Source organism: Actinocorallia sp. B10E7 (genome assembly GCF_039871655.1).
GTDB lineage: Bacteria > Actinomycetota > Actinomycetes > Streptosporangiales > Streptosporangiaceae > Actinocorallia.
Genome location: NZ_JBDPLZ010000001.1, coordinates 555,393 through 580,834, shown reverse-complemented (window position 1 = coordinate 580,834; position 25,442 = coordinate 555,393). Strand labels below are relative to the sequence as shown.

Genomic DNA, 25,442 nt, shown 5'->3' with positions numbered 1-25,442 from the left:
GACCGCGACGGCGCGGGGTGGGCGCCTGAGTGGGCGGTAGTGCGCGCCACACAAGTGCGCGGTCACACTCTGCAACACAGTCTACCGGCTGTGGGCCAGTCCTCGCTATAGCAGAAAAGCCCGAGCCCTTACAGGGAATCCGTCTTCGTGAGAGAACCTGGAATTTGCGGGATTTCTCCGTAGATCGTGGGCTAACAGCCGAATCCCCGCTCGCAGAGGTGATCGGAAAGGGCCCGCGCGTCCTTCTCCAGGTCGCCGAGCTCCGGCATCTGCCCGAGATCCCGGGCCTTCTCCCGCATGTAGATCGCGACGACCGGCCCCTGGCGGAAGACCACGGCGTTGGTGACGTGGAACGGCCTGTTGGGCTCCTCGGGCTCTTCCTCGGCCTCGATCCGGTATCCGTCGTCGCCGACGTCCACCTTGGAAGGAGCCTCATGGCAGGCTTTGGTGTTTGTGTGGAGCGCGTCGAACCAGGCGGTGGCCCGGGCCGGGTCGGAGAAGACCACGACGATCTCCTGCGGGCCGGAGAGGAAGAAATCGCCCAAGGGGTCGCCGGTGAACTCCAGGCCCAGATGCCGGACCCAGCCCTGCGCCTTGATCTCCCGGTCGGGGCAGCCCGGCAGGATGTTCCCGAGATGCGGAGCGTCCTCGGAGATCGACCAGCCCTCCGCACCCTGGCGTTGAGCCTTCGGCCAGTACACCAGGTCGGAGAGTTCCAGCCTCGGCTGGGCGCTGGCGGTGGCCGTCGGCCGGACGGCCGGACCGGCGTGCTCGTCGCGGGGAGAGCCGAGGAAGAGCACGCCTCCCAGCGCGATGACGGCGGCGGTTCCGGCGCCCAGGGCGCGGCGGCGGTTCCGGCGGGCCCCGCCCAGGCGGGCGATCCGCTCCGCGGGGGGTCCGGAGGCCCCCGAGGCGAGGTCGGAGCACAGGTCGTCGAAGAGGCGGTCGAGGTCAGGCATGGGCGTCCTCCTGATCGTTGTGGTCGGTCAGCAGGGTGGACAGCCTCTGGCGGCCTCGGGACAGCCGTGCCTTCACGGTCCCGTCGGCGACGCCTTCGGCGGCGGCGATCTCGGCGATGGAGTAGCCCGAGAGATGGTGCATGATCACGGCGCGGCGCTGGGCGTCGGGCAGTGTCCGCAGCGCGGTGGCCAGGGCGATCGAGGCGGCGGAGGGTTCGGGGACCTCCGGGGGAGGTCCGTGCCGCACCAGCGAGGCCAGCGCGGTGCGGGCCCTGCGCCAGCGGCTCACCGCGAGGCGGTAGCCGACGCGGGCCACCCAGGCGCGCGGCCGGTCGTACTCGGAGACCTTCCTCCAGTGGGTCCAGGCCCGGATGAACGCCTCCTGGACGATCTCCTGGGCCTCGCCGAGGTCTCCCGTGTAGGCGTAGAACTCCGCGACCAGCCCGGGACGGGCCGTCTGATAGAAATCCGCGAAGTCCGGTGGGTCCGGTGACACGCGGTCCCCTTTCGTCGGGTCACCGGATACACGCGGCATCTGGGTCACAGGTTGCCTGGATTTTCAGGACAATGGGTTTCTCATCCGATCTTCCCGACATCTTGTGAGCTGAGGGCGCGCATGGACTGGCAGGTTCCCGGTTACGACGAGCTCCGTGAGCTGGGCGGCGACACCCGGGGGCGGGTGGTGCTGGCGTCGGAACGGAACGGCGGCGGGCTGCGGGTCATCAGGTACGTGAACCGGGCAGCCGACTCGCTCCCGCGGGAAGCGGCGGCCCTGGAGCGGGTGGACGACCCGCACGTGGCGCGGATCCACGGCTACGTCCCCGAACCCGACGGGGAAGGCGGCGCGCTGATCACGGAGGCGGTGCGGGGATACGGCCTCGGAGAACTGCTCGCGTCCCGCGTGGCGCTGGAGCCCACGGCGGCGCTGGCGGCGCTCAAGGGCTCACTGCTGGGGCTGGCCGCCGCGCACGCCGCGGGAGCCGTGCACCGCGACGTCAAACCGGCGAACGTGATGGTCCGGCCCGACGGGACCACCGGGCTGGTCGGCTTCGGCGGCGCGGTCCCGGAGGAGGACGGCGGACGGGAGGGCACCCCCGCCTACCTGGCCCCGGAGCAGTGGACCGGAGCACCCGCCACCTCCGTCACCGACCTCTACGCGGTGACCTGCGTCTTCTTCGAGTGCCTGACCGGTGCGCCGCCCTACCTGGCCGACACCGAGGCCGAACTCCAGCAGTTGCACCAGAACGCATCCCCGCCGATCGAGCGGGTGCCCGAGGCGCTGCGCCCGCTCGTCCTGCGGGGCCTGGCCAAGTTCCCCGCCCAGCGACCCCTGGACGCCCTGACGTTCGCGGCCGACCTGGAGAAGGCGGCCCGCCGCGCCTACGGCCGCAAGTGGGAGAAACGCGGAAGGGCGTCTCTCACGGGGCTGGTCGCGGCCATGGCCGACACGGGGGCGCACCCGGTCGTCGCCCATGTCCCGCGCCGGGGCGGGATCTTCCGGAGCAGGGCCGCGCTGCTGTGCGGCGTCGTCGGCCTGACGGCGATCGTGGCGGGCGGCACCGCCGTCTACTCGGCGGGCGGGGACCGGCGGCAGGAGAGGCCCGCCGCCGTCCCGGAGGCGGCCCGCTCCACCCCCGCCCTGGTCGAGGTGCTGCTGGTGGAGGAGAACACCCCCGTCGGGCAGGTCGTGGTCGCCACCGTGAAGGGCCTGCCCGAACCGCTGGGCCGCAAGGCCAACGCCTCACTGCGCGCCAGGGTGGACACCCTGCTGCAGGAGAGCCGCCCGAACCTCGCGGGGACCGGGGACCGGATCCGGGTCAGGGCCTCGCTCGGCATCCAGTCGGCGGGCCTGGTGTCGGTGCGCTACACCTTCTCGGCAGGGCCGGGGAACGCGGACGGCGGGCAGGGGCGGGACTCCCGCTTCGCCGTCACCGTCGACCTCACGACCGGGGAGGAGATCACGCCGTCGAGGATCTTCCCCGAGACCGCGCTGCCCGAGCTGAACCGGCGGATCATGAAGGTGAGCCGGGATCCCGCGGGCTGCTTCGAGTCCGAGCCGCTGCGGCTGACCGGAGCCAACCTGGAGAACGTCCTGGACCCGGCGTTCGCCAGGAAGGGCATGCGGGCCACCCTCCACCTGGCGGAGAGCGGCCCGGACTGCCGGGAGATCGAGGAGCTCGTCCCCTACCGGATGCTCCTGGACCTGATGGCCCCGGAGTTCCGCGCCAAACTGGGCCGTTAGCGGGCCGGGCTCAGACGCCGGTGCGGGGGAAGCCGGAGATGCCCCGCCAGGCGAGCCTGGCGATGACGTTCTCCGCGGTCTCCTTGGGGATGGACTTCTGCTGGGAGAGCCAGTAGCGGGCGCTGACCTCGGCCATGCCGACCAGGCCCATGCCCAGCAGGTAGGCCTCGTCGACGGTCGCCTTGGTGTCCTCCTGGATCACCTTGGCGATCATCTCGGCGCACTTGTGGTTGGCGCGCTCGACCCGGGCCCGCACCTGCGCGACGTTGCGCAGGTCGGACTCGAAGACCAGCCGGTAGGCCTCGCCGTCACCGGAGACGAAGTCGTAGAAGGCCTGCATGCTGGCCTGCACCCGGAGCTTGTTGTCCGTGGTGGCGGCCAGCGCCTCCCGCACGGTGTTGACCAGGCCCTCGGTGTGCTCGTCCAGCAGCGCCAGGTAGAGCTCGAGCTTGCCGGGGAAGTGCTGGTAGAGCACGGGCTTGCTGACTCCGGCGCGCTCGGCGATCTCGTCCATCGCCGCGGCGTGGTAGCCCTGTGCGACGAAGACCTCCTGCGCGGCGCCGAGCAGTTGGCGCCGGCGGGCCATCCGCGGCAGCCGGGTGCCCCGGGGCCGGGCGTCCGGAGTAGCGGTCACGACCATGCTCCTCTTGGCTACTGGAACGAACTTGAGCGGCCTTTACCGTGCCGCTGCCCAATCCCATCATCCTACGCGCCAGTAACCTCACCGGTCACCTACCCGAGACTCAGCGGTACTCGTCCTCATCGAGCTCGACCTCGACCCGCTGCTCGGCCGCGTCGGCCTCGTCGGCCTCCAGCGGTACGGGGGCGTCCTCTTCCAGGACTTCCTCGTCCTCGGCCGCGGGCGCCTGATCCTCCTGCTGTTCCAGGACATCTTCTCGCGGAGCCTCCTCGAACGGGGCAGCTTCGAACTTTTTCAGGTCGCCCATGACTTCCTCCCGTGGATCTCGATGTCTGGGGGCCGCGATCTCTCTCTACCCCGGTCCGCCCCGTCCGCTCACCCCATCGCACCGGCGAGCTCCCGCAACGAGGGTTCGATGGCTTCACCGTACGTCGCCACGGCGCGGACCACGTCGGCGAGGGCGGCCACCGGAAGCCCGGCCCGGATCGCCAGGGCCACCTCGGCCATCCAGTCGGCGGCCTCCGGGCCCACCGCCGCGGCCCCCGCCAGGACCCCGAGTTCGGGATCGGCGTACAACTCGACCCTGCCGAGCACCCCGGGGGACAGGCAGGCCCGCACCGTCTCGGACAGGTCCCGGCCCGCGGTGACCAGCCCGCCGGGCCCCGGCGAGGGGACGGCGCCGGCCGCCCACACCGGAGGGGAGGTCCGGACGGTCCTGGGCAGCGCCCGGTAGTCGGCGGTCCGGTCAAGGCCGAGCAGGTTGTCCAGGACGACCCTGGCCTGCTCCAGCGAGGCGTGCCGGTGCCCGGTGGCGCTCCCGGCGGCCCAGACGCCCTCCCGGACCCGGCAGCGCCCGTCCACGGGCAGCACGGAGGCTCCCGCCAGGTCCAGGTGCTCCAGGCCCAGCCCGGCCGTCCGGGGCCTGGTCTCCGCGGCCAGCAGGACCCGGTCGGCGGTCAGCACCGTCCCGTCGCAGAACACCAGGCCGGCCCCGGCCTCGGCGGGCTCGGCGACGGTCAGCCGCAGCCCCGTCCGCACCCTGACCCCGGACCGCCGCAGGATCCCGGCCAGCAGGTCGCCGGTGAAGGGCGCCTCCTCGGGCAGCAGCCGGGGGGACTCGGCGACCAGGGTCACCTGGCTGCCGTACCGGGCGTAGATCTGGGCGAGCTCGCACCCCTCGGGCGTCCCGCCCAGCACGACGAGGCGGCGCGGCAGCTCGTCGCGGGCGACGGCCTCGGCCGGAGTCCAGACCGGCACGTCCAGCAGGCCCGGCACCGGCGGCGGCGCCGGCTCGCAGCCGGTGGCCAGCACCAGCTCCCCGTAGCCGTGGACGCGGGCGGCCCCGGGCGTGAAGACCTCGATCCGGCCGGGCCCGTCGAGCCGTCCGACGCCGTGCAGCACGGTGACCCCGGGCGGCAGCGGGACGGGCGGCAGCGCCAGGTCGCGCACCGCCACCGCCCTCCGCCAGGAGTCGGCGCGGTCGGCGGCCTGCTGGAGGGCGGCGCACCTCTCCCGCACCCGGTCGCCGCCGACGGTCCGGTGCTCCACGAGGGCGACCTCGCGGCCGCCCCGGGCCAGCCCGGCCGCGATCCGGGAGCCGGCCGTGCCGCCACCGAGCACCACGACGTCGAATTTCTCAGGGATCCTGGGGACCATGAGGACATGGTGACCATCCGTGACCGATGATCCCGGCGACTTTGCTCAGTCGAGAAGAGGGGCCATCAGATCGCCGTGCTCGCCCACCCGCTCCAGCACCTCTTCGGGACCGAACCGCACGGTCCTGCCCGCCTCGACCTCCTCCCAGGTCAGCGGGGTGGAGACGGACGGCGCGTCGAGGGCGCGCAGGGAGTAGGGGGCGACGGTCGTCTTGGAGAGGGAGTTCTGGGACCAGTCGAGGAAGACCTTGCCGGTGCGCAGTCTCCGCTCCATCCTGCTGGTGATCAGCCTTCCGTAGTCGGCCTCCAGCCGTTCGGCGGCCCGCTTGGCGTACCCGGAGGTGTCGAGGTCCCGCACGGGCACGTAAAGGTGCAGGCCCTTCTTCCCGCTGCTCTTGGGGTACGCGGTGAACCCGTCGGCGGCCAGCAGCTCCCGCAGCAGCAGCCCCGCCACGCACGCCTCGGTGAACGTCGCCGGGGCGCCCGGGTCGAGGTCGAAGACCATCAGATCGACCTTCCGGGTGCTGATCCGCCACTGCGGGACGTGCAGTTCCAGCGCGGCGAGGTTGGCGCACCAGACGAGGGTGGGCAGGTCGTCGACGACCACGAAGTCCAGCGACTCCTGCTGGCCCCCGGGTGTGCGGATCCGGGCGGTGCGCACCCATTCGGGGGTGCCCTTGGGGGCGTTCTTCTCGTAGAAGCGCAACGCGCCGACCCCCTCGGGGAACCGGACGCGGGTGAGGGGGCGGTCCCGGAGGTGGGGGATCAGGACGGGGGCGATCCGGGTGTAGTAGTCGATCATCTCGCCCTTGGTGAACTCCGGGTACATCGGCTTGTCGAGGTTCGACAGCGTCAGCGTCCGGCCGTCCACCCGGACCTGGATCCGGCTCATGCGGCTCCTTCCCGCAGGGCGATGACCTCGCGGGGGTCCTTGTCCGAGCGCAGGCCCCGCCAGGACGGGTGGCGGACCCGTCCATCGGCGGTCCACTCGGTGAAGGCGACCTCGCCGACCAGGACCGGCTCGACCCAGTGGGCGTCCCTGGCCACCTCCCAGGGGGGATCGCCCTCGCACGGCCAGTCCGGGCGCTCCAGCGGCCCGAGGCGGGCCGTCAGGTCGTCGAGCATGGCGTCGTCGAATCCGGTGCCCACGTGCCCGGCGTACCGCAGCCGCCCCCGGACGTGGACGCCGAGCAGCAGCGAGCCGAGCGTGCCCTCCCTGCGGCCCTGGCCGGGGCGCCAGCCGACGACCACGACCTCCTGGGAGCGGAAGTTCTTGATCTTCTGCCAGTCGGCGACCCGCCTCCCGGGCCGGTAGCGCGAGTCGAGCCTTTTGGCGATCAGGCCCTCCAGCTCCTCCTGCGCGGTGTAGGCCAGCAGTTCCTCGACCTGCTCCCGGTCGGCGGCCGGGAGGTAGGGCGGGACCTCGATCGGGCCGGCGGCCAGCTCCAGGTCCTCCAGGAGGGCGCGGCGCTGGACGTAGGGCAGGTCCAGCAGCGACATGCCGTCCAGTTTCAGCAGGTCGAAGACCACGTACCGGACCGGCACGGAGCGGACCAGGCGCGGCGGGGGGTGCGGGACGTGCATCCTGCGCTGCAGCCGCTCGAAGGACGGCTTGCCGTCGGCGAACGCGACGACCTCCCCGTCCAGGACGGCGCGGTGCCCGGCGAGCAGGTCGGCCAGCGCGCTCAGCTCGGGGTAGGTCGAGGTGATGAGGACGCCGCGCCGCGCGTACACGCGGACCTCCCCGAAGGCCACCTCGGCCAGCGCGCGGACCCCGTCCCACTTGAGTTCAAGGGCCCAGTTCTCCGGATCGTCGGGCAGTCCCCCGGAGACGGCGAGCATGGGTTCGATCACGTCCACGGTGATGTTCGTACCCCGCTGTCCGAATCGAACCCCTGTGCCCTGGGTACGGGCCCGGTATGCGCAGCATCTGGAAGGGCGCCGTCTCGTTCGGGCTCGTGACCATCCCCGTCAAGCTGTACTCGGCCACCGAGCAGCGCGACGTGTCGTTCCACCAGGTCCACCGCGAGGACGGCGGGCGGATCAGGTACAAGCGCGTCTGCCAGGTGTGCGGCCAGGAGGTGCCCTTCGCCGACGTCGCCAAGGGCTACGAACTGGCGACCGGCGAGATGGTCGTGCTGACCGACGAGGACCTCGCCGACCTGCCGCTCACCACGTCCCACCGGATCGAGGTGCTGCAGTTCACCCCGCTGGAGCAGGTCGATCCCATCTACTTCAGCAAGACCTACTACCTGGAGCCCGACCCGATGGGCGCCAAACCCTACGTCCTGCTGCGCGACGCGCTGTCGGGGTCGGGGCAGGTCGCGGTGGTGAAGGTCGCGCTGCGCTCCCGTGAGGCGCTGGGCACGCTGCGGGTCAGGGAGGGGGTGTTCGTCCTGGAGACCATGTTGTGGCCGGACGAGATCCGCGCCGCCGACTTCCCCTTCCTCACCGAGAAGATCGACGTCCGGCCGCAGGAGCTGGCCATGGCCACCTCGCTGATCGAGAGCATGCGGGCCGACTTCGATCCCGACGAGTACAAGGACGTCTACCGCGAGGCGCTGCTGGACGTCGTCGAGGCCAAGGCCGAGGGCCGCGAGGTGGTCCAGCCCGCGGAGGCCGAGCAGCCCGCCGCCACCGACCTGCTGTCCGCGCTGCGCGCCAGCGTCGAGGCCGCCAAGAAGGGCCGGAGCGCGGCCAAGGGCGCCGCGGAGGAGGAGAAGCCCCCCAAGAAGACCTCCCGCCGGAAGACGGCCTAAAAGCCCAGGCGCAGGGCGATGTCGTCGAGGGTCAGGGCGAAGAGCGGCTCGGCGTCGGGCAGGGCGAACTCCAGGTGGCCGAAGACCTCCAGGCTGACCGCGCCCTGCAGCAGGACCCAGCACTGCAGGTAGACCAGCAGGCAGCCCAGCGGCAGGGGGATCTGCATGCTCTCGCGGTATGCGGTGAGCTGGGCGCGCAGGCCCGGGTCGATGCGCTCGTCGGGGACGATCGGGAACGGCTTCTGCGCCCACAGCTCCTGGAACAGCGCCAGGAACGTCATGCCGAACCGGGCGCCGCACTCTTCGGCGTAGTCGCGCGGGTCTGAGCCCTCGGGCCGGGGGAAGGGCGCGCCGAACATCAGGCCGTACTCGCGGGGGTGGTCCAGGGACCAGCGCCGGAACCAGTGGCCCGCGGTCCGGAACCTGGTCTCGATGTCCTGGGAGGCGACGGCCTCCAGCCGGGCGACGAGGCTGCCGGTGAGGTCGTTGTACAGGTCGCCGATCAGATGCCGGAGCAGGTCCTCGTGGCTGGGGAAGTAGCGGTAGAGGGCGGGCGCCGTCATGCCCATCTCCCGGGCGATCGCCCGCAGGGTGACCGCCTCGGCGCCCTGCTCGACCAGGAGCCGCCGGGCGGTCTGGGTGATCTCCGCGATCGTCGCGGCCCGCAGCCGCTCCCGCCGTCCCGTGCCCACTGACTCCTCCTGGTGTGACCTAACTCGCATTGACCGTACCTTCCCGACAAGAGACGGTTAACACCGTACGTTAAGTAAACGGCATTAACCAAAGTTGTCGATAGTCACGAAGGGATCGAGGATGTTCGAGACCTGGGGGCGGCTCGTCTACCGACGGCGCAAACTCATCCTCTGGCTCTCCCTGGCGGCCGTCCTGTTCTTCGGAGTCTGGGGAACGGGGGTGTTCGGCGCGGTCACCACGGCGGGCGGCTTCGACACCCCCGGCAGTGACAGCCACAAGGCGGCCCAGCTCATCGAGGACGGCTTCGGCCGCTCCGAACCCGACGTCGTCGTCCTGTACTCGGGACGCGACGTCGACGACCCGGCCGTCAAGGACGCGGTGACCGCGTCCCTGGCCGCACTGCCCAAGGACGCGGTCGTCAGCACCGCCACCTACTGGTCCACCGGCTCGCCGCAGTTCGTGAGCGAGGACAGGACCTCCACCTACGCGGTCCTCAACCTGGCGGGGAAGACCCCGCAGGAGCGCACCGACACCTTCACCGAACTCGAACCGAAGCTGCGCGACGCGCAGGGGCTCCAGGTGCGGCTCGGCGGGCAGGTCGTCACCGAGGACGCCATCAACTCGCGCGTCTCCTCCGACATCGCCTTCGCCGAGACCATCTCCATGCCGGTCCTGCTCGTCCTGCTGCTGATCATCTTCGGCGGGCTGGTCGCGGCCTCCCTGCCGCTGGTCATCGGCGGCGTGGCGATCCTCGGATCCTTCACCGCCCTGCACGTCCTGACGTACTTCACCGACGTCTCGACGTTCTCGATCAGCATCACCACCTTCCTCGGCATGGGCCTGGCCATCGACTACGGGCTGTTCATGGTGTGGCGGTTCCGCGAGGAGCTCGCCCGGTCCGACGGGGACGTCGAGACGGCCGTCGTCCGCACGATGGGCACCGCCGGGCGCACCGTCGCGGTCTCCGGCGTGACCGTCGCGGTCTCCCTGGCCGGGCTGCTTTTGTTCGAGCAGCTGTTCCTGCGGTCCATGGGCATGGGCGGCGTCGCGACCGTCCTGGTGGCGATGCTCGCGGCCGTGGTGGTGCTGCCCGCGCTCCTGGCCGTCCTCGGCCCGAAGGTCCGCTCCCGCAAGGCGAAGAAGACCGGCCAGACCGGCGGAGGCGAACACTGGCAGCGCATCGCCCAGGGCGTCATGCGCAGGCCCGTCGTGGTCAGCCTCTCCGTCGTGGCGCTGCTGCTGGTGCTGGGCGCGCCGTTCCTGCGCATCAACTGGGGCGGAGTCGACACCAGGGTGCTGCCGGAGGGCACCGAGACCCGCGCCGTCGCCGAGGTCCTCGAGGCGGACTTCCAGAGCAGCGCCGTCAGCCCCATCGACGTCGTCGTCAAGGGAGCCCCGGCGGAGCCGTACCTGGCCGAGCTCACCAAGGTCGAGGGCGTGACCGGCGGGACGATCGTCGGGACGTCGGGGGACCTCACCCGCATCCGGCTCACCTACGACGGGGATCCCTACTCGTCCGAGGTGCGGGACCTGGTGCGCGAGGTCCGGGCCGTGCCCGCCCCCGGCGACACCTACGTCGGCGGGGCCACCGCCACCCTGGAGGACCAGCTCGCCAGCCTCGGCGACAACCTGGTGCCGCTCGCCCTGTTCGTCGGCATCGCCACGTTCATCCTGCTCTTCCTGGCGTTCGGCTCGCTCGTCCTGCCGCTGAAGGCCATCCTGATGAACCTGCTGTCCCTGACCGCGACCTTCGGGGCGATCGTCTGGATCTTCCAGGACGGCCACTTCTCCGGCCTGCTGGACTTCACCGTCACCGGCGACATCGCCCCCGCCATGCCGATCCTCATGCTCGCCATGCTGTTCGGCATCTCCATGGACTACGAGGTGTTCCTGCTCTCCCGCGTCCGCGAGCAGTACGACCTGACCGGCGACAACACCGAGGCGGTCGCGACCGGCCTGCAGCGCACCGGATCGATCATCACGAGCGCCGCGCTGCTGTTCGTCGTCGTGGTCGGCGCGTTCGCCACCTCCGGCATCACGTTCATGAAGCTCACCGGCGTCGGCATGTTCATCGCCGTCGTGGTGGACGCGACGATCATCCGGGTGCTGCTCGTCCCGGCCACGATGCGGCTGCTGGGCGGCGCCAACTGGTGGGCGCCCGGCCCGCTCAAACGCCTGTACGCCCGCTACGGCATCCGGGAGGAGGACGAGCCGGCCGAGGTCCGCGAACCGGCGGCCGTCTAAGGGCCGGTCGTCTCCCGGAAGGCGTCGGCCACCTCGGTGACGAGACGCTCGGCGGTGGTGATCCCATAACCCATGGACGGGTTGTGGCTGGTCATCACCGCCACGAGCAGGTCATGGCCGTGGCCCTCGATCCGGCCGACGCTGTTGACGGCCCAGCGGTCGCCGTCACGCTGGTGCGTCATCCACCCGTTCTTGTTGTAGACGGCGTCGCCCTCGAGCGCGCCGGCGCCCACACCCCACCTCTGCTCCTCGATGACCTCGCGCATGAGGTCGAGGACGAACCCGCGGTTCGCCTCGCTGAGGGGGCCGGTGAACAGCCTCTGCAGCAGCCGCACCTGGTCGGCCGGAGTGGTGGAGGTCAGGCTCCAGCACAGCAGGTCCAGGCACTGGGCGTCGATCGCGGTGGTGTGCTTCAACCCGAAGGAACGGCGGTTGACGGCGTTGATGGACGTCGCGCCCCCGGCTCTGAGGAAGAGGCGGTCGGCGGACTTGTTGTCCGACTCCCGGATCATGATCCCGGCGTCGTACCTCTCGTCCGCGCTGAGCTTCTCCCCGGCCTTCTGGCGCCGCTGCAGCAGCACCATGAGGATGTCGAGCTTGGCCGCGCTGGCGGTGACGAACTCCTCGTCGCGCCGGAACCCGTAGGACAGGCCCGTCACCCGGTCCACCACCATGATCCCGGCGCCGCTGGCCCGCCCCGCCAGGTACTTCTTCAGCCTGCGGTCGAGCCCCTCGGAGTCGAGCGCCCTCGGCTGGACCTCGACCTTCGGGGGCTCTGGCGCCTCGGCCACGGCCACCTCGGGCCTGACCGCCTCCAGCAGGGGCGTCCCGCCGTCCGGCCCCCCGAACGCCAGCGCGGCGACGAGCACGGCGCCCAGCGCCACCCGCCTGAGGATCATGCGGGCCCGCCCCTCCGGAGGCCGCTCACGGCCCCTCCGCCGGCAGGGGCCCCTCCCAGCGGGCGCGCCGCAGGTCGACGCGGTCCTCCCCGCGCAGCGGCGTGCCCTCCCTGGCATAGGCGTCCCGCGCCCGCGCCTCGTGCCCGGGGAGCATCCGCCCGTCCGCCCGGATCACCCGCCACCACGGCACCCCGCCCCCGTGCGTCGCCATCACCCGCCCCACCTGCCGAGGCCCTCCGGCTCCCAGATACTCGGCCACGTCACCGTACGTCATGACGCGCCCCGCAGGGATCCGCTCCACCAGCCCCAGCACCAGCTCCGCGTAGTCCTCCATTTGGTCCACGCTCCCATCCTGCCGTCCCCGGGTCACGGGGAGAGCGCTCGCGCTCGGACAGAGGGACATCGCCTACTGAGCTGTGAAATACGGAAGAGCATTGCCGTTTCTACTGGACGCGGTACTCAGAGCCGTCTCGCCTTCCGTAGGGCGACGGGATCCGTTGTCAGCGCTCGTGGGCGCGGATCCCGCTGAACAGGGCTCCGAGAGCTTCGCTTCGGAAGGACATGACCGTCCCGGCGGGGTTCTTGGAGTCGCGGACGAGGAGACGGCCCGCGGCGGCGGCGATCTCGACGCATTCGCCGCCGTTCCCGCCGCTGTGGCTACTCTTGCGCCATCGAAGCGTCGCATGATTCAGGCTGCTCATTGGAACTCCTTTTGGGCCCGGCCCATCAACTCGATGGACTCTGTTTGAGACAGAGCCTCACCCATCACCGTGTCGAAATCTACCTCGGCTTTGAAGACCGTCTCCTTGCACTCCGTCAGATTGCCGACACCGCCTGCTTCGGTGTAGAGCAGGTCGGTTCCCTTCGCAAAGCTGAGCAGCATGAAGTTGCCGACCAGTGCAGGTGGCGTGACCCTTTCGAAAGGCATCAGACGCACTGAGACGTGGGGAAGCCGTGACATTTTGATGAGGTGATCGATCTGATCGAACATGACCTGAGGACCGCCAATCGGTCGGCGGAGCACTGATTCGTCTAGGACACACGTCAGTCTCGGCGGTTTGGGCCGGTCGAAGATAGCCTGGCGCTTCATGCGTCCGGAAACTCGGGCATCTAGCGTTTCTGCAGGTTCACCCGGGTCCATGAGGGCGCGGGCATAGCCCTCGATTTGGAGCAGCCCAGGGACGAGTTGCGCTGAGAAGTATCGGATGCCGATAGCTTCGGCTTCGTGCTGCAAGTACGCCTCGAAACCAGGCAGCAGTACGCGGCGGCGGCCTGCTCGCTGAATCGCCCGGTAGATCCGTACGAACAGCCCGTCGCTCTCCTCCCAGCCTTCGGTCTTGAAGTACGTGTCGAAGTCGAGGGCGGTCTGTTCGGGGACGGCCTTGTCGACCTGTTCCATCTGGTAGATCCATTGCGGGGTGCAGCCGATGGCCTGGGCGAGCTGGTTCATGGACAGGCCGGCCCGGGTGCGCAGCCGCCGGAGCTCGATCGCGAAATGGGCGCGCAGGGCGTCGGGGTCGGACTCGTAGGAAGCGGGAGCCATGCGGTGTCCTCCGGCGCGAGACGGCGAATGTCGCGGGGAGCGAGCACTCACGTGCTCACGCTCTGCGGCGAAGCGTAACTTCGGGCGTCCGGCCTGTTCGCTGTTTCCACGTAACCGTTGACCTCGGCTTTCGGCCACGGTGAAGCTGTCCGGAATCTCCGAGGCACCTCGTCTACACGGTCGGTGCCGCCACCGGACGGCGCGGGGCCGCCGTGGGGGGGTCGCGGCGGCCGTGGGTCTGGTCGCGTTCCGGCGGCGGGACCTGCGTTGAAGTCCGCGACGGCCTGACGCCCCGTAGGGTCGCTCGTGGTTCACCCCGGGTTGGGTGCCGGTCCTCCAGGGGAGGACCGGCACACGGGATGATCTCCGGTGAGACGGTGGCCTGCGAGTGGGAGCGTGATGGAAGAGACGATCGCCGAGGGGCGGATCCCGGTCGGGGGGCTCAAACGGGTCATCGGACGCAAGGTGCTCGTGCTCTTCGTCATCGGGGACATCCTCGGGGCGGGGATCTACGCGCTGGTGGGGCAGGTCGCAGGGAAGGTCGGCGGGGCGATCTGGGTGCCGTTCCTCGCGGCGTTCGTGCTGGCCTCGCTGACCGCCACGGCCTACGCGGAGCTCGTCGGCAAGTACCCCAAGGCGGCCGGGGCGGCGCTGTACACCAACCGGGCGTTCAGGATCCCGTTCCTGACGTTCATGGTGGCGTTCGCGGTGATGATGAGCGGCATCACCTCGGCCAGCACGGTGGCCAGGGCCTTCGGGGGACGTTACCTGGCGGAGTTCGTCACGCTCCCGGTCCTGGTGGGCGCGCTGGGCTTCCTGGCCATCGTGACGCTGGTGAACCTCGCCGGGATCTCCGAATCGGTCAAGGTGAACGTGGTGCTCACGATCATCGAGGCCTTCGGATTGCTGGTGATCATCGCGATCGGGGCGTGGGCGCTGCTGCAGGGGGACGGCGACCCGGGGCGGGCGCTGGAGTTCCACTCCTCCGACGGGGTCTTCCTCGGGGTCATGGGCGGGACGGCGCTCGCCTTCTACGCGCTGCTCGGCTTCGAGGACTCGGTGAACCTGGCGGAGGAGGCCAAGGACCCGCAGCGGGACTTCCCCCGCGCGCTGTTCGGCGGTCTGGCCGTCACGGCGCTGATCTACCTGGCCGTCTCCTTCACCGCCACGATGCTGGTGGACACCCGCACCCTCGAGCAGTCCACCGGGCCGCTGCTGGAGGTGGTGAAGGTCGCGGGCGTTCCCTTCCCGCCGAAGCTGTTCGCGCTGATCGCGCTGCTGGCCGTCGGGAACACCGCGCTCATCAACATGATCATGGCCTCCCGGCTGGTGTACGGGATGGCGCGGGAGGGCATCATCCCGCCCGTCTTCGGCGTGGTGCACGCCCGCCGCGCCACCCCCTGGCCGGCCATCCTGTTCACCGTCGCCATCGCGGTGGTCCTGGTGAGCACCGGCGACATCGGCGGCCTCGCCGACACCACCGTCCTGCTGCTCCTGCTGGTGTTCGCGCTGGTGAACGTCTGCGTGCTCGTCCTCAGGCGGGAGAAGGTCGAGCACGCCCACTTCCGCGCCCCCACCTGGATGCCCGCGCTGGGCGCGGTCGTCTGCCTGGTCCTGGCCTCGCCCCTGACCGGACGGGACGCCGCGGTCTACGCCCGCGCGGGGATCCTGCTGGCCGTCGGCGTCGTGCTCTGGTTCCTCAACCACCTCGTCTCCCGGCGCCGCGCCAGGGCATGAAACATCCCCAGATTGGGGAAAGCGGACAGGTGATCGATGAGTCCGCTTTCCGGGAAGGGCCGCCATGGAGTTCGAGGAACTGGTCGAGGGCGTCGGCAAGACGGTCGACCTCACCGGGGTGGCCGCCATCGTGCTCGGCGGTGTGCTGGCCACCTTCCTGTTCGCCCGCAGGCTCGTGCGCCGCGAGGAGTTCCCCGCCGCCTACCGCGCCTACCGGCAGAGCCTCGGCCGCGCCATCCTGCTGGGGCTCGAACTCCTGGTCGCCGGGGACATCATCCGCACCGTAGCCGTCTCGCCCACCTTCACCAGCGTGGGAGTCCTCGCCGCGATCGTCGTCGTCCGGACGTTCCTCAGCTTCTCCCTCGAAGTGGAACTGGAAGGCCACTGGCCCTGGCAGCGCCGCGCACGAAGCCCCGAGCCCGCACCCGGCCCCGAGATCAAGAAGAACTAGCGCGGTGCCCTCCGTCCTCGATCCGGAGAAGCAGAATCCCGGGCGAACCGGAGAATTCTTCGTTTCCCCGGTTGCAGGGAGGCGTATTCAAGGTCGGATCGAATTTCCGTAAGTCTGTTTCCGGAGGGTCGGAAAGGGGGGCAGGGCTGTCCTTAATGGCCCTGTTCTCATTCCACGGGAATGATGGCGATGCGATCATTGGAAGCGGTTTGTATGATCCCATCATCCTCGATGGGGGCTGGACGGGCGGGGCGGATGAAACGGATCGTCGACTGGTCGCTGGGATACGCCGATGTCCTTGTGGCGCTGACGCTCGCCATCGTGGTCAGCGTGCTGGGGATCCTCGGGGACACCTCACCCGAGGTCATGCAGAACGCGACGATGGCGACCCTGGCGGTGGTCACCTTCGTGCTGTTGCGGGACCGGCTGCGCGGTGACGGGAGCGCCGCCTCGGTGCAGCGGTCCGTCCAGGAGATGGCGCTCCGGCTGGAGCAGTTGTCCGACGGGCTGCAGCGGCGCTCGGACGTGAGGGTCGTCCCGGGAGCGGAATGCAACCGCATTCTCGCGGAAACGCGGAGAAACGCGATCCGGTGGGTGTTCAAAGGGTCGACGGGCGCTTATGTGAGGGCGGTGACCCTGCCGGAATGCGTCGACCGCGCACGCCGTTTCCGCCGCCCTGTGACGTTCCGCCTCGAAATCCTCGACCCCATGGACGAATCGTTGTGCGCGCGCTTCGTCGGGCTCCACCAGAGGCTGGCGACGAGACCGGACAGCCCCGAGCGCAGTTGGACGGTGGACGGTACCCGGAGGGAGCTCTTCGCCACCGTCCTGGCGGCCTGCTGGTACCAGCAGAAGTACGACCTGCTCGATATCGACATCAGGCTGTCGTCGTCCTTCTCCATCTTCCGCTACGAGCTCTCCACCGACCGCCTGATCATCACCCAGCGGGGCCCGGAGTTCCCCGCCGTCATCGTCGACGGCGGCACCCCGACCTTCGACTGCTGGGAGTCGGAGCTCCAAATCAGCCTGCAGCAGGCCAGACGTATCCCCATCCAGGCGGTTCGGGACCAGCGGCTCGGTGACCCGCCGGACGTGGAGGAGATCAGGTCCATCTTCCGCGCCCTCGGTATGGAACTCCCGCCCGGGTACGGCGACGAGGACGTGATCGATCTTCGGGAACTGGCCCTGAACTCCTCCGACCCCTACGGGCAGTCGACCTCCTGGGACTGACCCGCCCGGAGCGGATCGGCTATCCGCAGACGCTGGATCCGGAGCCGTTCGGCAGGGCTCTCACCCGGAGAAGAGCTTGTCCAGGTGGTAGTGGAGGAGGCGCATGGCCTCTTCGGAGGCGCGCTGGCCGAGGAGGACGCTGGTGCCCAGGCCGGCGGAGACGGCGAGCAGGAGGGCGGCCTCGGCGGCGGGATCGAGGGAGGCGGGGAGCCGTCCCGCGCTCCGGGCGGTCTGCAGCAGGCCGGTGAGGAAACGCTCCATCTCGTCGGGGGCGCGCAGGAAGGGCTGGGCCGCCAGGACGGGATCGGTGGCGGCGAGGACGGCGTAGGCCGTGTAGACGAGGTGGAAGACGCGGCTCTCGTAGTCGGTGGGGAGGGCCTCGGTGAGGACGGCCTCGATGACGGTGCGGGGGTCCTCGCGGTCGTCGGCGGAGGCCAGGCGCGCGGTCAGCCGGCCGGTCATCAGGGTGGCGAGGTGCTCCAGTCCGGCGACGAGCAGCTTCTCCTTGGTCTCGAAGTAGTACTGGACGAGCCGTAGCGACACTCCGGCCTCGGCGGCGACGGTGCGCATGCTCGCGGTGTGCAGGCCCTGGCGGCCGGCCAGACGGATCAGGCCGTCCAGGATCTGGGTGCGTCTGGCGTCGGGGCCGCCGGGCATCGGTGTTCTCCTCGGTTCTTCTCCGCGAACGGGTTGATACGATCGTACCAATCATTGATACGATCGTATCAACCCTGGTGGATCCTCGAGGAGGAGCACATGACGCGAACGGAGATCGGCCGCTTCGCCAGTGAAGCGGCGAAGGCGAGATTCCTGGAGGCCTACGAGGAGGCCATGCGGCTGTGGCCGAGTCCTCGCAGCGGAGTCGAGGTCGAGACCTCTTACGGGACGGTTTACGTGCACCGCCACGGTCCGGAGTCCGGCGAGCCCGTCGTCCTGCTGCACGGCCACGGCGCCAACGCCTCGACGTGGTACCCCCAGGTCGGGGAACTGGGGGAGCGGCACCCCGTCTTCGCCATCGACACCCTCGACGACCCCGGGCGCAGCGTGCAGCGCGCTCCGGCCGTCGGCTCGCGGGACAACGCCCGCTGGCTCGACGAGACGCTCGCCGCCCTGAAGGTGGACGGGGTCCACCTGGTCGGCCACTCCTATGGCGGCTGGCTGGCGCTCAACCAGGCGATCCACGCCCCCGAGCGCCTGGCGTCCGTCACCCTTCTGGATCCGGGAGGCCTGCAGAAGGTCCCTTTCCGCTTTCTGGTGAACCTCATGGTGGGAGTTCTGGCGATGCAGGCCCCGCGCCGGTTCCGTCCCCGCCTGGCGCGTCTCCTGGCCAACGTGGCGCTCGTGGCGCCGCCCGAGCTCATGAAGCCCACGATGTTCGCCGCCCGCGCCTTCAAGCCGAACTCTCGTCCTCCCGCCCGCCTCTTCACCGACGAGGAGTTGCGCTCGGTCGGCCTCCCGGTCCTCGCGTTGCTGGCCCAGCGCAGCACTCTGCTCGATCCGGTCTCCGCCGGGGCCCGCCTGCGCTCCCTGGTCCCCTCCGTCCGCGTCGAGATCGTGCCGGGCGTGGGTCACGGGCTCCCTCTGGAGGAGCCGCGCCTGGTGAACGAGCGGATCCTGCGCTTCGTCGAGAGCGGCGAGTGAGAGATGGTCCTCTCTGCGCTCGGGAAAGTACTTGAATCTTTGGAAAGTAGAAAGTACTTTCCTTATAGGAAAGTACTTGTGGAGGTGTGAAGATGACCGAGTACGACCCGGCGGAGGCGCTCGCGGAGATCGAGCGGACGCAGCAGAAGACCCGAGCCGAGCAGCGGCTGCCCCTGTGGTACGCGCCCGCCTACGTCGCCCTGCTCACCTTCGGGCAGATCGGCATGGACTCCGAGAACATCGCCGTGAACCTGGTGTGCTCAGGGGTGGCGATCATCGGATTCCTCACCCTGATCTGGCTGGAGTTCCGCCTCAGCCGGGTGCGTTGGGCGGTGTCCACCTCGGACGTCCCCGCCATGGCCGTTTACACCGCGTGGGCGCTGCTCGGGGTGGCGACGGCGATCGGCGTCCACACGCTCGCGGACGGGCTGGACGAACCGTGGCGCAAGGTGCTCGCCGGGGGTGTCACGATGGTCCTGATGGCCGCCACCACCCGTCCGACGGAGCGTCTCGTGCTGCACCGCGCCAAGGGGCGGGTCACGAAGTGAACCTCGACCCCGTCATCCACGCGCCCGCGCGCCTGCAGATCATGTCCCTGCTGGCCGCCGCGACCGAGGCGGAGTTCTCCTTCGTCCGCGACACCCTGGAGATCAGCGACTCGGCCCTGTCCAAGCACGCCTCGTCCCTGGAGGCGGCCGGCTACATCGAGATCCGCAAGGGCCACGTCGGCAAACGCCCCCGCACCTGGCTGAAGCTCACCGACCGGGGCCGGGAGGCCTTCGGATCCTACGTCGAGACCCTCCAGCGGATCGTCGGCCGATCCCTCACCTGACGGGAACACGACGGCGGGCGCCCGCCGGGGGCGTCAGCCGCCGAGAGCGGCGAGGATCGTGGTGATGTCGGGGCGGTCGGCGGGGTCCTTGGCGAGCGCGGCTGAGACGAGGGGGCGCAGAGGGGCGGGGAGGGCGGTCACGTCGGGTGCGGCGAACAACGCCTGGTAGATCAAGGCGGGGCCGGTGTCACTGGGGAAGACATGACCGCCGGTGGCGGCGAACAGGACGACCAGCCCCCAGCCGTAGACATCGGCCGCCGGGGTGGAATCCTCCATCCGGAGGAGTTCCGGCGGCATCCACGAGATCCACGAGTAGACGGCGTCGTCTCTGAGCGCCCGCCTGACATCCCAGGCTTTGAAGGTGATGCCCAGGCCGGTCAGGCGGGGTCCTTCGCGGTTGAGGATGACGTCCATGGGTTTGATGAATCCGCAGACGTAGCCTTCCTTGTGGAGGGCGGCCAGTTCCTCCGCCGTTTCCAGTGCCAGTCGGTGTAGTCCGGGTTCGGGCATGGGTCCGTGTTCCCGGGCTGTTTCGAAGAGGTTCGGGCCTTCGATGAGCCGGGTGACGATGTAGGGCCGGGGAACGTCCAGCCGCGAGTCCAGGACCCCGCCCGCACACCGTTCTCCCGCCCGCATCACCGCGGAGATCTGGGCGGCGAGCTTCTCCGGTGTCCGCTCCTCGTAGTCGTCCGCGTGCAGCGGCCTGGCGACGTGCAGAAGCTTGACCGCCACCGGCGCCCCTTTCGGTGAGCGGCCGGCATAGACCACCCCTTGTTCTCCCTCGCATATGAAGCCGGTCAGCCGGTAGCCGTCCATCCTGCGCGGGTCGTGTTCCCTGAGCGGCTCGACCATCCTGTTTCCTCCCCGCGCACGCCTCGCCCTTGTGACGCTCCCGGCCCCTGCGGAGTTTTCCGTCTTCTCCCGGAGGATCCTCGGCAGTCCGGCGTCCGGGCTCGGAAAGAGCGGAGCCGTGCCCTTCACCCGACGGCTTGATCCTCCAGAGGGACGGCGTCCACGACGACGCAGGTGATGCCGCCGGGGGCGCCCTCGGCGGCGGCGAAGTCCAGGAGGCGGCGGACGGCGTCGCCGGGGGTGGCGCAGGTGGTCAGCGCCTCGTGGACGGACTGGGCGGGGACCGCGTCGGTGAGGCCGTCGGTGCACAGAGGGTAGCGGTCGCCGGGCATGGCGTCCCGCGAGGACTTGTAGGGGCGGAGCCCGGTCCCTTCTCTGAGGAGCGGGGAGTGACCGCGCTGGGGAACGGCCTTCGCGAAGCCTCGATGGAGTTGTCCACGTCCGGCCGGGAGCCGCCGGAGCCGACCGGGAGTTCGTCGGGTCGAGCGGAGACCGGTTGTGTGATCCTTCTTTCATGATCGGTCACATCGGGATCAACGTCCCGGATCTCTCCGCGGCCAAGGCTTACTACGACGAGATCATGCCGCTGCTGGGTTTCGAGGAGTTCTTCAGCGCCGAGGACGAGTTCTCCTACCGTCCCGCGAACGGCAAGCCCGGTACCTTCCTGTTCGTCTATCCGGCACTCGAGAGCGGCGACTACTCGCGCCACCGGACGGGACTGCAGCACCTCGCCTTCATGGTGAAGACGCGATCGGCGGTGGAGGCCGTGCACGGCCGGGTGAGGGAACTCGGGTCCGAGGTGCTGCACGAACCGCGGCATTTTCCGGAGTACGCGCCGCCTTATTACGCGACGTTCTGGCTCGACCCCTTCGGGATCATGCTGGAAGCGGTGTGCCATCACGACCGCGACTGAGGCATCGCCTCTCGAGAGAGAGGCGCAAAGCGAAGCCCCGGACCTTGAAAGGTCCGGGGCTTCGGTGATCGGGTCAGCCGGTCAGTAGGTGGGCTGGCTGGGGTCGATCTGGCGGATCCAGGCGAGGATGCCGCCGCCCACGTGGACGGCGTCGGCGAAGCCGGCGCCCTTCACCACGGCGAGGGCCTCGGCGGAGCGGACGCCCGACTTGCAGTGCAGGACGATCTTCTTGTCCTGGGGGAGCAGCGACAGGGCGTTGCCGTTGAGGAACTCGCCCTTGGGGATCAGCGTCGCGCCGGGGATGGAGGCGATCTCGTACTCGTTGGGCTCGCGGACGTCGACGAGGAAGATGTTCTCGCCGTTGTCCTGCATCTCCTTGAGCTCGACGACCGTGATGGTGGAGTCCTGGGCGGCCTCGGAGGCCTCCTCGGAGACCGCGCCGCAGAAGGCCTCGTAGTCCTCCATCAGCTCGGTGATCGTCGGGTTCTTGCCGCACAGCGGGCACTCGGGGTCCTTGCGGACCTTGACCTGGCGGTAGGTCATCTCCAGTGCGTCGTAGATCATCAGACGGCCGACCAGCGGCTCGCCGATGCCCGCGATGAGCTTGATGGCCTCGTTCACCTGGATGGAGCCGATGGACGCGCACAGCACGCCCAGGACGCCGCCCTCGGCGCAGGACGGGACCATGCCGGGGGGCGGGGGCTCGGGGTAGAGGCAGCGGTAGCAGGGGCCGTGCTCGGCCCAGAACACGCTGGCCTGGCCGTCGAAGCGGTAGATCGAGCCCCACACGTACGGCTTGCCCAGCAGGACGGCCGCGTCGTTGACCATGTAGCGGGTGGCGAAGTTGTCGGTGCCGTCGACGATCAGGTCGTACTGGGAGAAGATCTCCATCACGTTGTCGCGGTCGAGCGCGACGTTGTGGACCTGGATGTCGATCAGCGGGTTGATCTCGCGGACCGTCGCCGCCGCGGACTCGGCCTTGGGCAGGCCGAGGGTGGACTGGCGGTGGATGATCTGGCGCTGCAGGTTGGACTCGTCGACCACGTCGAAGTCGATGATGCCCAGGGTGCCGACACCGGCCGCGGCCAGGTACATCAGGGCGGGGGAGCCGAGGCCGCCCGCGCCGACGCAGAGCACCTTGGCGTTCTTCAGTCGCTTCTGCCCGGCCATCCCGACGTCGGGGATGATGAGGTGCCGCGAGTAGCGGTTGACCTCGTCGCGGGTCAGCTCGGCCGCGGGCTCTACCAGCGGTGGCAGTGACACGGTTCACTCCTGGTGAATGGGGCGCTTTTCGTTCAGGCAGAACCAAGAACGGGGCCTGAACATTCCCCAATCTACCGGCAGGTCAGGCGGTGCGGCCGAGCAGGGCGGCGCCCAGCAGCCCGGCCCGGTCGCCGAGCGCGGCCCGGACGATCTGTACCGGCCTGTGGTAGGTGGTCCGTTTCTCGACGGAGGCGCGCAGCGGGGCCAGGAGGGTCTCGCCGCTCTGGGCGAGCCCGCCGCCGATGACGACCCGGGTGGGCGCGCAGATCGTCATGTAGGCCAGCAGCGCCGTGGCCAGCGCCTCGGTCGCGTCCCGCCAGATCTCCAGGGCCAGGGGTTCGCCGGCCTCGACCCGCAGGGCGACCTCGCGGGCGCTGACCTGCTCGCCGGCCCGCCGCGAGTAGCGCCGCGCGACGGCCGAGGCGGAGGCGAGGGTCTCCAGGCAGCCGCGGGAGCCGCACCCGCACGGGTGGCCGCCGGGGTCGAGCTGCATGTGCCCGATCTCACCGCCGTATCCGCCGCCGCTGAACGGCCGCCCCTCCAGGATCATGGCTCCGGCGATCCCGGTGCCCAATGCGAGGAAGAGAAGGTCGCTCTGGCCGCGTCCGGCGCCCAGCACCGACTCGGCGAGCCCGCCGGCCCGCACGTCGTGGCCGATCGCGACGGGCAGTTCGGTGTGCTGGGCCAGGTGGCGGCGCAGCGGGAAGTCCTGCCAGCCGATGTTGGCCGAGGAGCGCACCACCCCGGTGTCCTCGTCGATGATCCCGGGGATGACGACTCCGGCCCCGGACGGCCGCAGCCCGCGTTCGCGGGCCCCTTCGGTGAGCTGCTGGACGACGCCGACGAGCCGTTCGGTCACCGCGGCGGGTCCGTCTTCACGCCCGGTGTCGTAGAGCCGTTCGGTGATCACGTGGGCGCCTTCGCCGACCAGTCCGGCCTTCATCCGGGTACCGCCCACGTCGAGTGCGACCACACAGGACCCGGCCATGGGGGGCTCCTCCTCGGGGGGCGGTGATAAGGCGCCTTTCCTGCGAATGATGCCTTGTCCGGTCAGACGGACGGTAATCGAGGCCCCGAAAGACCTTGAAAGTGGGATTATGCGGGCATCACGGGAGGAGAGCAGGAGTGAGCGAAGCTGTCGTGCTCGGCGGGCGTTACCAGCTCGAGGGGCAGATCGGCAAGGGGGGCATGGGCCAGGTCTACCTGGCCGTCGACACCCGGCTGGAACGCAAGGTCGCGGTGAAGGTACTGCCCCAGGCACCCGACCAGGACCCCGAAGGGGTCACCCGGTTCCTGCGCGAGGCCAGGCTGGCCGCGACGCTCCAGCACCCGGGCATCACGGTCGTCCACGACATCGACGTGGACAACAACGTCCTGTACCTGGTGATGGAGCTGCTCGACGGGCGGGACCTGCAGAAGCTCCTGGAGGAACGGCCCGGGGGGCTGCGGCTGGACCAGGCGGTGGACCTGGCGGTCCAGATCACCGACGCGCTCGGCGCCGCCCACGCCCAGGGCATCGTGCACCGCGACCTCAAGCCCGCGAACGTCATGGTCGTCGGGGGCGGCCGGGCCAAGCTGTGCGACTTCGGCATCGCCAAGCACCTGTCGTCGGCGACGGGCCTGACCGGCAGCGGGGTGCTGGGGACCCCCGTCTACATGGCGCCCGAGCAGTTCCTCGGCAAGAACATCGACGCCCGCACCGACATCTACCTGCTCGGCGGCATGTTCCACGAGATGTTCTGCGGGCAGCCGCCGTTCCCGATCGACGAGGGCCTCGAAGCGCTCGTCCAGGGCCACCTCAAGTACCAGCCGAAGGGCCCCAGGGCGCACAACGGCGCACTCCCGCAGGAGATCGACCGGCTGGTCCTGGACATGCTCGCCAAGGACCCGGCGCAGCGCCCCGCGGACGCCGCCGAGGTGATCCGGCGGCTCAAGGCCGTCGACCTCGCCTCCGCACCCTCCGCGCCGGAGCGGCGCGCCCCGGACGTCTCGGCGGCCGGCGCGCAGGCCGCTCTGGCGGCCCTGGGCGGTTCGCTTCCGCCGGCCCCCGCTCCCGCCGCCGGCTCGCCCGCCGAGGAGTACGAGCAGCTCAACAAGCGCGCCGCGCGGTACTGCCACGAAGGCCGCTACGCCGACGCGGTGACCGCCGCCGAGCAGGCCGCGCAGGGACGCGCCGCGCTGCTGGGGCCCGAACACCCCGACACCCTCAGCAGCCGCAACATCATGGCCTCCGCGCTGTACCTGGCCGGACGCGCGCAGGAGGCCGAGGGCGTCGCCCGGACCGTCGCGCAGGGCAGGGCCCGCGCGTTCGGCCAGGAGAACCCCAAGACCCTGCGGAGCTGGCTGCTGCTCGCCAAGATCCTCTACACGCTCGGCCGGGCCTCCGAGGCGCTGCCCGTCGCCCAGGGCGTCGCGCGGGATCGCAGCCGTCTCTTCGGCCCGGAGAACGCCGAGACGCAGGAGGCGCGCAACACCGAAGGCTGGTCGCTGCACGCCCTGGGCCGCCACCCCGAGGCGCTCACCGTCGCGTACGAGACGGCGACGGCACGGGGACGCCTCCTGGGCAACGAGCACCCCGACACCCTGGAGACGCGCCTCCTCCTGGGCCTGTGCAACCAGGCCGTCGGCCAGTTCCCCAGAGCGCACGCCATCGCCACGGCGCTGAAGCTCGACTGCACGAAGGTGCTCGGCGCCGGCCACCCGCTGACCACGCGCGCCGAAGCGTTGTGCCAGGCGCTCAACACGCCCGGCCCCGCCCCCCACGTGCCGCACCCGATGGCCTCCCCCCACCCGATGGCGGTGCCGTCCTGGCCCGCGCAGCCCGCGCCTCCGCCCGTCCCGTACTACCGATGACCTGACGGAGACCGACCGTCACCGCACCGGCCGCAC

The 25,442-nt window shown here is 70.3% G+C and carries 28 protein-coding genes; 11 read left to right on the top strand and 17 right to left on the bottom strand.

Annotated elements, in window-relative coordinates; genetic code table 11:
• Positions 1–191 precede the first annotated feature (191 nt).
• A complete protein-coding gene (locus ABGB12_RS02750; protein ID WP_347674283.1) occupies positions 192–959 on the bottom strand; it encodes a hypothetical protein in 768 nt (255 codons plus the stop codon).
• Positions 952–1,455 carry a SigE family RNA polymerase sigma factor gene (locus tag ABGB12_RS02745; protein WP_347674282.1) on the bottom strand — a complete coding sequence of 168 codons (504 nt, stop codon included), beginning with the start codon at positions 1,453–1,455 and terminating at the stop codon, positions 952–954. Before ABGB12_RS02745 ends, ABGB12_RS02750 begins: the two co-directional genes overlap by 8 nt.
• Before the next feature lie 120 nt (positions 1,456–1,575).
• On the opposite strand from ABGB12_RS02745, the gene ABGB12_RS02740 reads away from it, so the two are divergent.
• A complete protein-coding gene (locus ABGB12_RS02740; protein ID WP_347674281.1) occupies positions 1,576–3,201 on the top strand; it encodes a serine/threonine-protein kinase in 1,626 nt (541 codons plus the stop codon).
• A 10-nt stretch (positions 3,202–3,211) separates the two neighbouring features.
• On the opposite strand, the gene ABGB12_RS02735 is transcribed toward ABGB12_RS02740, so the two are convergent.
• The 5 genes from ABGB12_RS02735 to ligD (ABGB12_RS02715) all read right to left on the bottom strand — a co-directional run bounded on the left by ABGB12_RS02735 (position 3,212) and on the right by ligD (ABGB12_RS02715) (position 7,356).
• A complete protein-coding gene (locus ABGB12_RS02735) occupies positions 3,212–3,835 on the bottom strand; it encodes a TetR/AcrR family transcriptional regulator (protein WP_347674279.1) in 624 nt (207 codons plus the stop codon).
• A gap of 109 nt (positions 3,836–3,944) precedes the next feature.
• The gene (locus tag ABGB12_RS02730; protein ID WP_347674278.1) at positions 3,945–4,148 is read right to left on the bottom strand and encodes a hypothetical protein; all 204 of its coding nucleotides are present in this window, start codon (positions 4,146–4,148) and stop codon (positions 3,945–3,947) included.
• A 68-nt stretch (positions 4,149–4,216) separates the two neighbouring features.
• Complete coding sequence (locus tag ABGB12_RS02725) at positions 4,217–5,497, bottom strand: NAD(P)/FAD-dependent oxidoreductase (protein ID WP_347674276.1); 1,281 nt, start codon at positions 5,495–5,497, stop codon at positions 4,217–4,219.
• Between the two features lie 45 nt (positions 5,498–5,542).
• Positions 5,543–6,388 carry a non-homologous end-joining DNA ligase gene (gene ligD / locus ABGB12_RS02720; RefSeq protein WP_347674275.1) on the bottom strand — a complete coding sequence of 282 codons (846 nt, stop codon included), beginning with the start codon at positions 6,386–6,388 and terminating at the stop codon, positions 5,543–5,545.
• Positions 6,385–7,356, bottom strand: a complete 972-nt coding sequence (gene ligD, locus ABGB12_RS02715; RefSeq protein ID WP_347674274.1) for a non-homologous end-joining DNA ligase — start codon at positions 7,354–7,356, stop codon at positions 6,385–6,387. Before ligD (ABGB12_RS02715) ends, ligD (ABGB12_RS02720) begins: the two co-directional genes overlap by 4 nt.
• Positions 7,357–7,415: 59 nt before the next feature.
• On the opposite strand from ligD (ABGB12_RS02715), the gene ABGB12_RS02710 reads away from it, so the two are divergent.
• On the top strand, positions 7,416–8,255 hold the full coding sequence (locus tag ABGB12_RS02710; RefSeq protein WP_347674272.1) for a Ku protein: 840 nt from the start codon (positions 7,416–7,418) through the stop codon (positions 8,253–8,255).
• On the opposite strand, the gene ABGB12_RS02705 is transcribed toward ABGB12_RS02710, so the two are convergent.
• Positions 8,252–8,947: a TetR/AcrR family transcriptional regulator gene (locus ABGB12_RS02705; RefSeq protein ID WP_347674270.1), complete on the bottom strand. Its 696-nt coding sequence runs from the start codon at positions 8,945–8,947 to the stop codon at positions 8,252–8,254. The genes ABGB12_RS02710 and ABGB12_RS02705 overlap by 4 nt on opposite strands.
• 121 nt (positions 8,948–9,068) lie before the next feature.
• Here ABGB12_RS02705 and ABGB12_RS02700 point away from each other — a divergent pair, with 121 nt between their 5' ends.
• On the top strand, positions 9,069–11,192 hold the full coding sequence (locus tag ABGB12_RS02700) for an MMPL family transporter (RefSeq protein WP_347674266.1): 2,124 nt from the start codon (positions 9,069–9,071) through the stop codon (positions 11,190–11,192).
• Here the strand turns inward: ABGB12_RS02700 and ABGB12_RS02695 are convergent.
• The 4 genes from ABGB12_RS02695 to ABGB12_RS02680 all read right to left on the bottom strand — a co-directional run bounded on the left by ABGB12_RS02695 (position 11,189) and on the right by ABGB12_RS02680 (position 13,634).
• On the bottom strand, positions 11,189–12,091 hold the full coding sequence (locus ABGB12_RS02695) for a serine hydrolase (protein WP_347674264.1): 903 nt from the start codon (positions 12,089–12,091) through the stop codon (positions 11,189–11,191). The genes ABGB12_RS02700 and ABGB12_RS02695 overlap by 4 nt on opposite strands.
• A 25-nt stretch (positions 12,092–12,116) precedes the next feature.
• Complete coding sequence (locus tag ABGB12_RS02690) at positions 12,117–12,425, bottom strand: MGMT family protein (RefSeq protein ID WP_347675025.1); 309 nt, start codon at positions 12,423–12,425, stop codon at positions 12,117–12,119.
• A gap of 166 nt (positions 12,426–12,591) precedes the next feature.
• Entirely contained in the window at positions 12,592–12,792 is a 201-nt protein-coding gene (locus ABGB12_RS02685; RefSeq protein WP_347674263.1) for a DUF397 domain-containing protein, read from the bottom strand.
• Entirely contained in the window at positions 12,789–13,634 is an 846-nt protein-coding gene (locus ABGB12_RS02680; RefSeq protein WP_347674261.1) for a helix-turn-helix transcriptional regulator, read from the bottom strand. The genes ABGB12_RS02685 and ABGB12_RS02680 overlap by 4 nt, the downstream gene beginning before the upstream one ends.
• A 399-nt stretch (positions 13,635–14,033) precedes the next feature.
• Here ABGB12_RS02680 and ABGB12_RS02675 point away from each other — a divergent pair, with 399 nt between their 5' ends.
• The 3 genes from ABGB12_RS02675 (at position 14,034) to ABGB12_RS02665 (ending at position 17,052) form a co-directional block, all read left to right on the top strand.
• Positions 14,034–15,371: an APC family permease gene (locus tag ABGB12_RS02675; protein WP_347674258.1), complete on the top strand. Its 1,338-nt coding sequence runs from the start codon at positions 14,034–14,036 to the stop codon at positions 15,369–15,371.
• A gap of 64 nt (positions 15,372–15,435) precedes the next feature.
• A complete protein-coding gene (locus ABGB12_RS02670) occupies positions 15,436–15,822 on the top strand; it encodes a DUF1622 domain-containing protein (protein ID WP_347674256.1) in 387 nt (128 codons plus the stop codon).
• A 231-nt stretch (positions 15,823–16,053) separates the two neighbouring features.
• Positions 16,054–17,052 carry a hypothetical protein gene (locus ABGB12_RS02665; RefSeq protein WP_347674254.1) on the top strand — a complete coding sequence of 333 codons (999 nt, stop codon included), beginning with the start codon at positions 16,054–16,056 and terminating at the stop codon, positions 17,050–17,052.
• A gap of 60 nt (positions 17,053–17,112) precedes the next feature.
• Here the strand turns inward: ABGB12_RS02665 and ABGB12_RS02660 are convergent, their stop codons facing one another.
• Positions 17,113–17,709, bottom strand: coding sequence for a TetR family transcriptional regulator C-terminal domain-containing protein (locus ABGB12_RS02660; RefSeq protein ID WP_347674252.1), 597 nt, complete (start codon positions 17,707–17,709; stop codon positions 17,113–17,115).
• 99 nt (positions 17,710–17,808) lie between these two features.
• Between ABGB12_RS02660 and ABGB12_RS02655 the strand changes: the two genes are divergently transcribed.
• The 3 genes from ABGB12_RS02655 to ABGB12_RS02645 all read left to right on the top strand — a co-directional run bounded on the left by ABGB12_RS02655 (position 17,809) and on the right by ABGB12_RS02645 (position 19,525).
• Positions 17,809–18,693 carry an alpha/beta fold hydrolase gene (locus ABGB12_RS02655; RefSeq protein ID WP_347674250.1) on the top strand — a complete coding sequence of 295 codons (885 nt, stop codon included), beginning with the start codon at positions 17,809–17,811 and terminating at the stop codon, positions 18,691–18,693.
• A 92-nt stretch (positions 18,694–18,785) separates the two neighbouring features.
• Positions 18,786–19,241 (top strand): hypothetical protein, encoded by a 456-nt coding sequence (locus ABGB12_RS02650; RefSeq protein ID WP_347674248.1) that lies wholly within the window; start codon positions 18,786–18,788, stop codon positions 19,239–19,241.
• On the top strand, positions 19,238–19,525 hold the full coding sequence (locus tag ABGB12_RS02645; RefSeq protein WP_347674246.1) for a transcriptional regulator: 288 nt from the start codon (positions 19,238–19,240) through the stop codon (positions 19,523–19,525). Before ABGB12_RS02650 ends, ABGB12_RS02645 begins: the two co-directional genes overlap by 4 nt.
• A 33-nt stretch (positions 19,526–19,558) precedes the next feature.
• On the opposite strand, the gene ABGB12_RS02640 is transcribed toward ABGB12_RS02645, so the two are convergent.
• Together ABGB12_RS02640 and ABGB12_RS02635 are read right to left on the bottom strand one after the other, a co-directional pair.
• Positions 19,559–20,377 carry a protein kinase gene (locus tag ABGB12_RS02640; protein ID WP_347674244.1) on the bottom strand — a complete coding sequence of 273 codons (819 nt, stop codon included), beginning with the start codon at positions 20,375–20,377 and terminating at the stop codon, positions 19,559–19,561.
• 125 nt (positions 20,378–20,502) lie between these two features.
• The gene (locus ABGB12_RS02635; protein WP_347674243.1) at positions 20,503–20,709 is read right to left on the bottom strand and encodes a hypothetical protein; all 207 of its coding nucleotides are present in this window, start codon (positions 20,707–20,709) and stop codon (positions 20,503–20,505) included.
• Positions 20,710–20,891: 182 nt separating this feature from the next.
• Here ABGB12_RS02635 and ABGB12_RS02630 point away from each other — a divergent pair, with 182 nt between their 5' ends.
• A complete protein-coding gene (locus ABGB12_RS02630) occupies positions 20,892–21,290 on the top strand; it encodes a VOC family protein (RefSeq protein WP_347674242.1) in 399 nt (132 codons plus the stop codon).
• 81 nt (positions 21,291–21,371) lie between these two features.
• On the opposite strand, the gene moeZ is transcribed toward ABGB12_RS02630, so the two are convergent.
• Both moeZ and ABGB12_RS02620 read right to left on the bottom strand, forming a co-directional pair.
• Positions 21,372–22,553, bottom strand: a complete 1,182-nt coding sequence (moeZ, locus tag ABGB12_RS02625; RefSeq protein WP_347674240.1) for an adenylyltransferase/sulfurtransferase MoeZ — start codon at positions 22,551–22,553, stop codon at positions 21,372–21,374.
• Positions 22,554–22,635: 82 nt separating this feature from the next.
• The gene (locus ABGB12_RS02620; RefSeq protein WP_347674238.1) at positions 22,636–23,541 is read right to left on the bottom strand and encodes an ROK family protein; all 906 of its coding nucleotides are present in this window, start codon (positions 23,539–23,541) and stop codon (positions 22,636–22,638) included.
• A 137-nt stretch (positions 23,542–23,678) separates the two neighbouring features.
• On the opposite strand from ABGB12_RS02620, the gene ABGB12_RS02615 reads away from it, so the two are divergent.
• Positions 23,679–25,406 (top strand): serine/threonine-protein kinase, encoded by a 1,728-nt coding sequence (locus ABGB12_RS02615; protein WP_347674237.1) that lies wholly within the window; start codon positions 23,679–23,681, stop codon positions 25,404–25,406.
• Positions 25,407–25,442 lie beyond the last annotated feature (36 nt).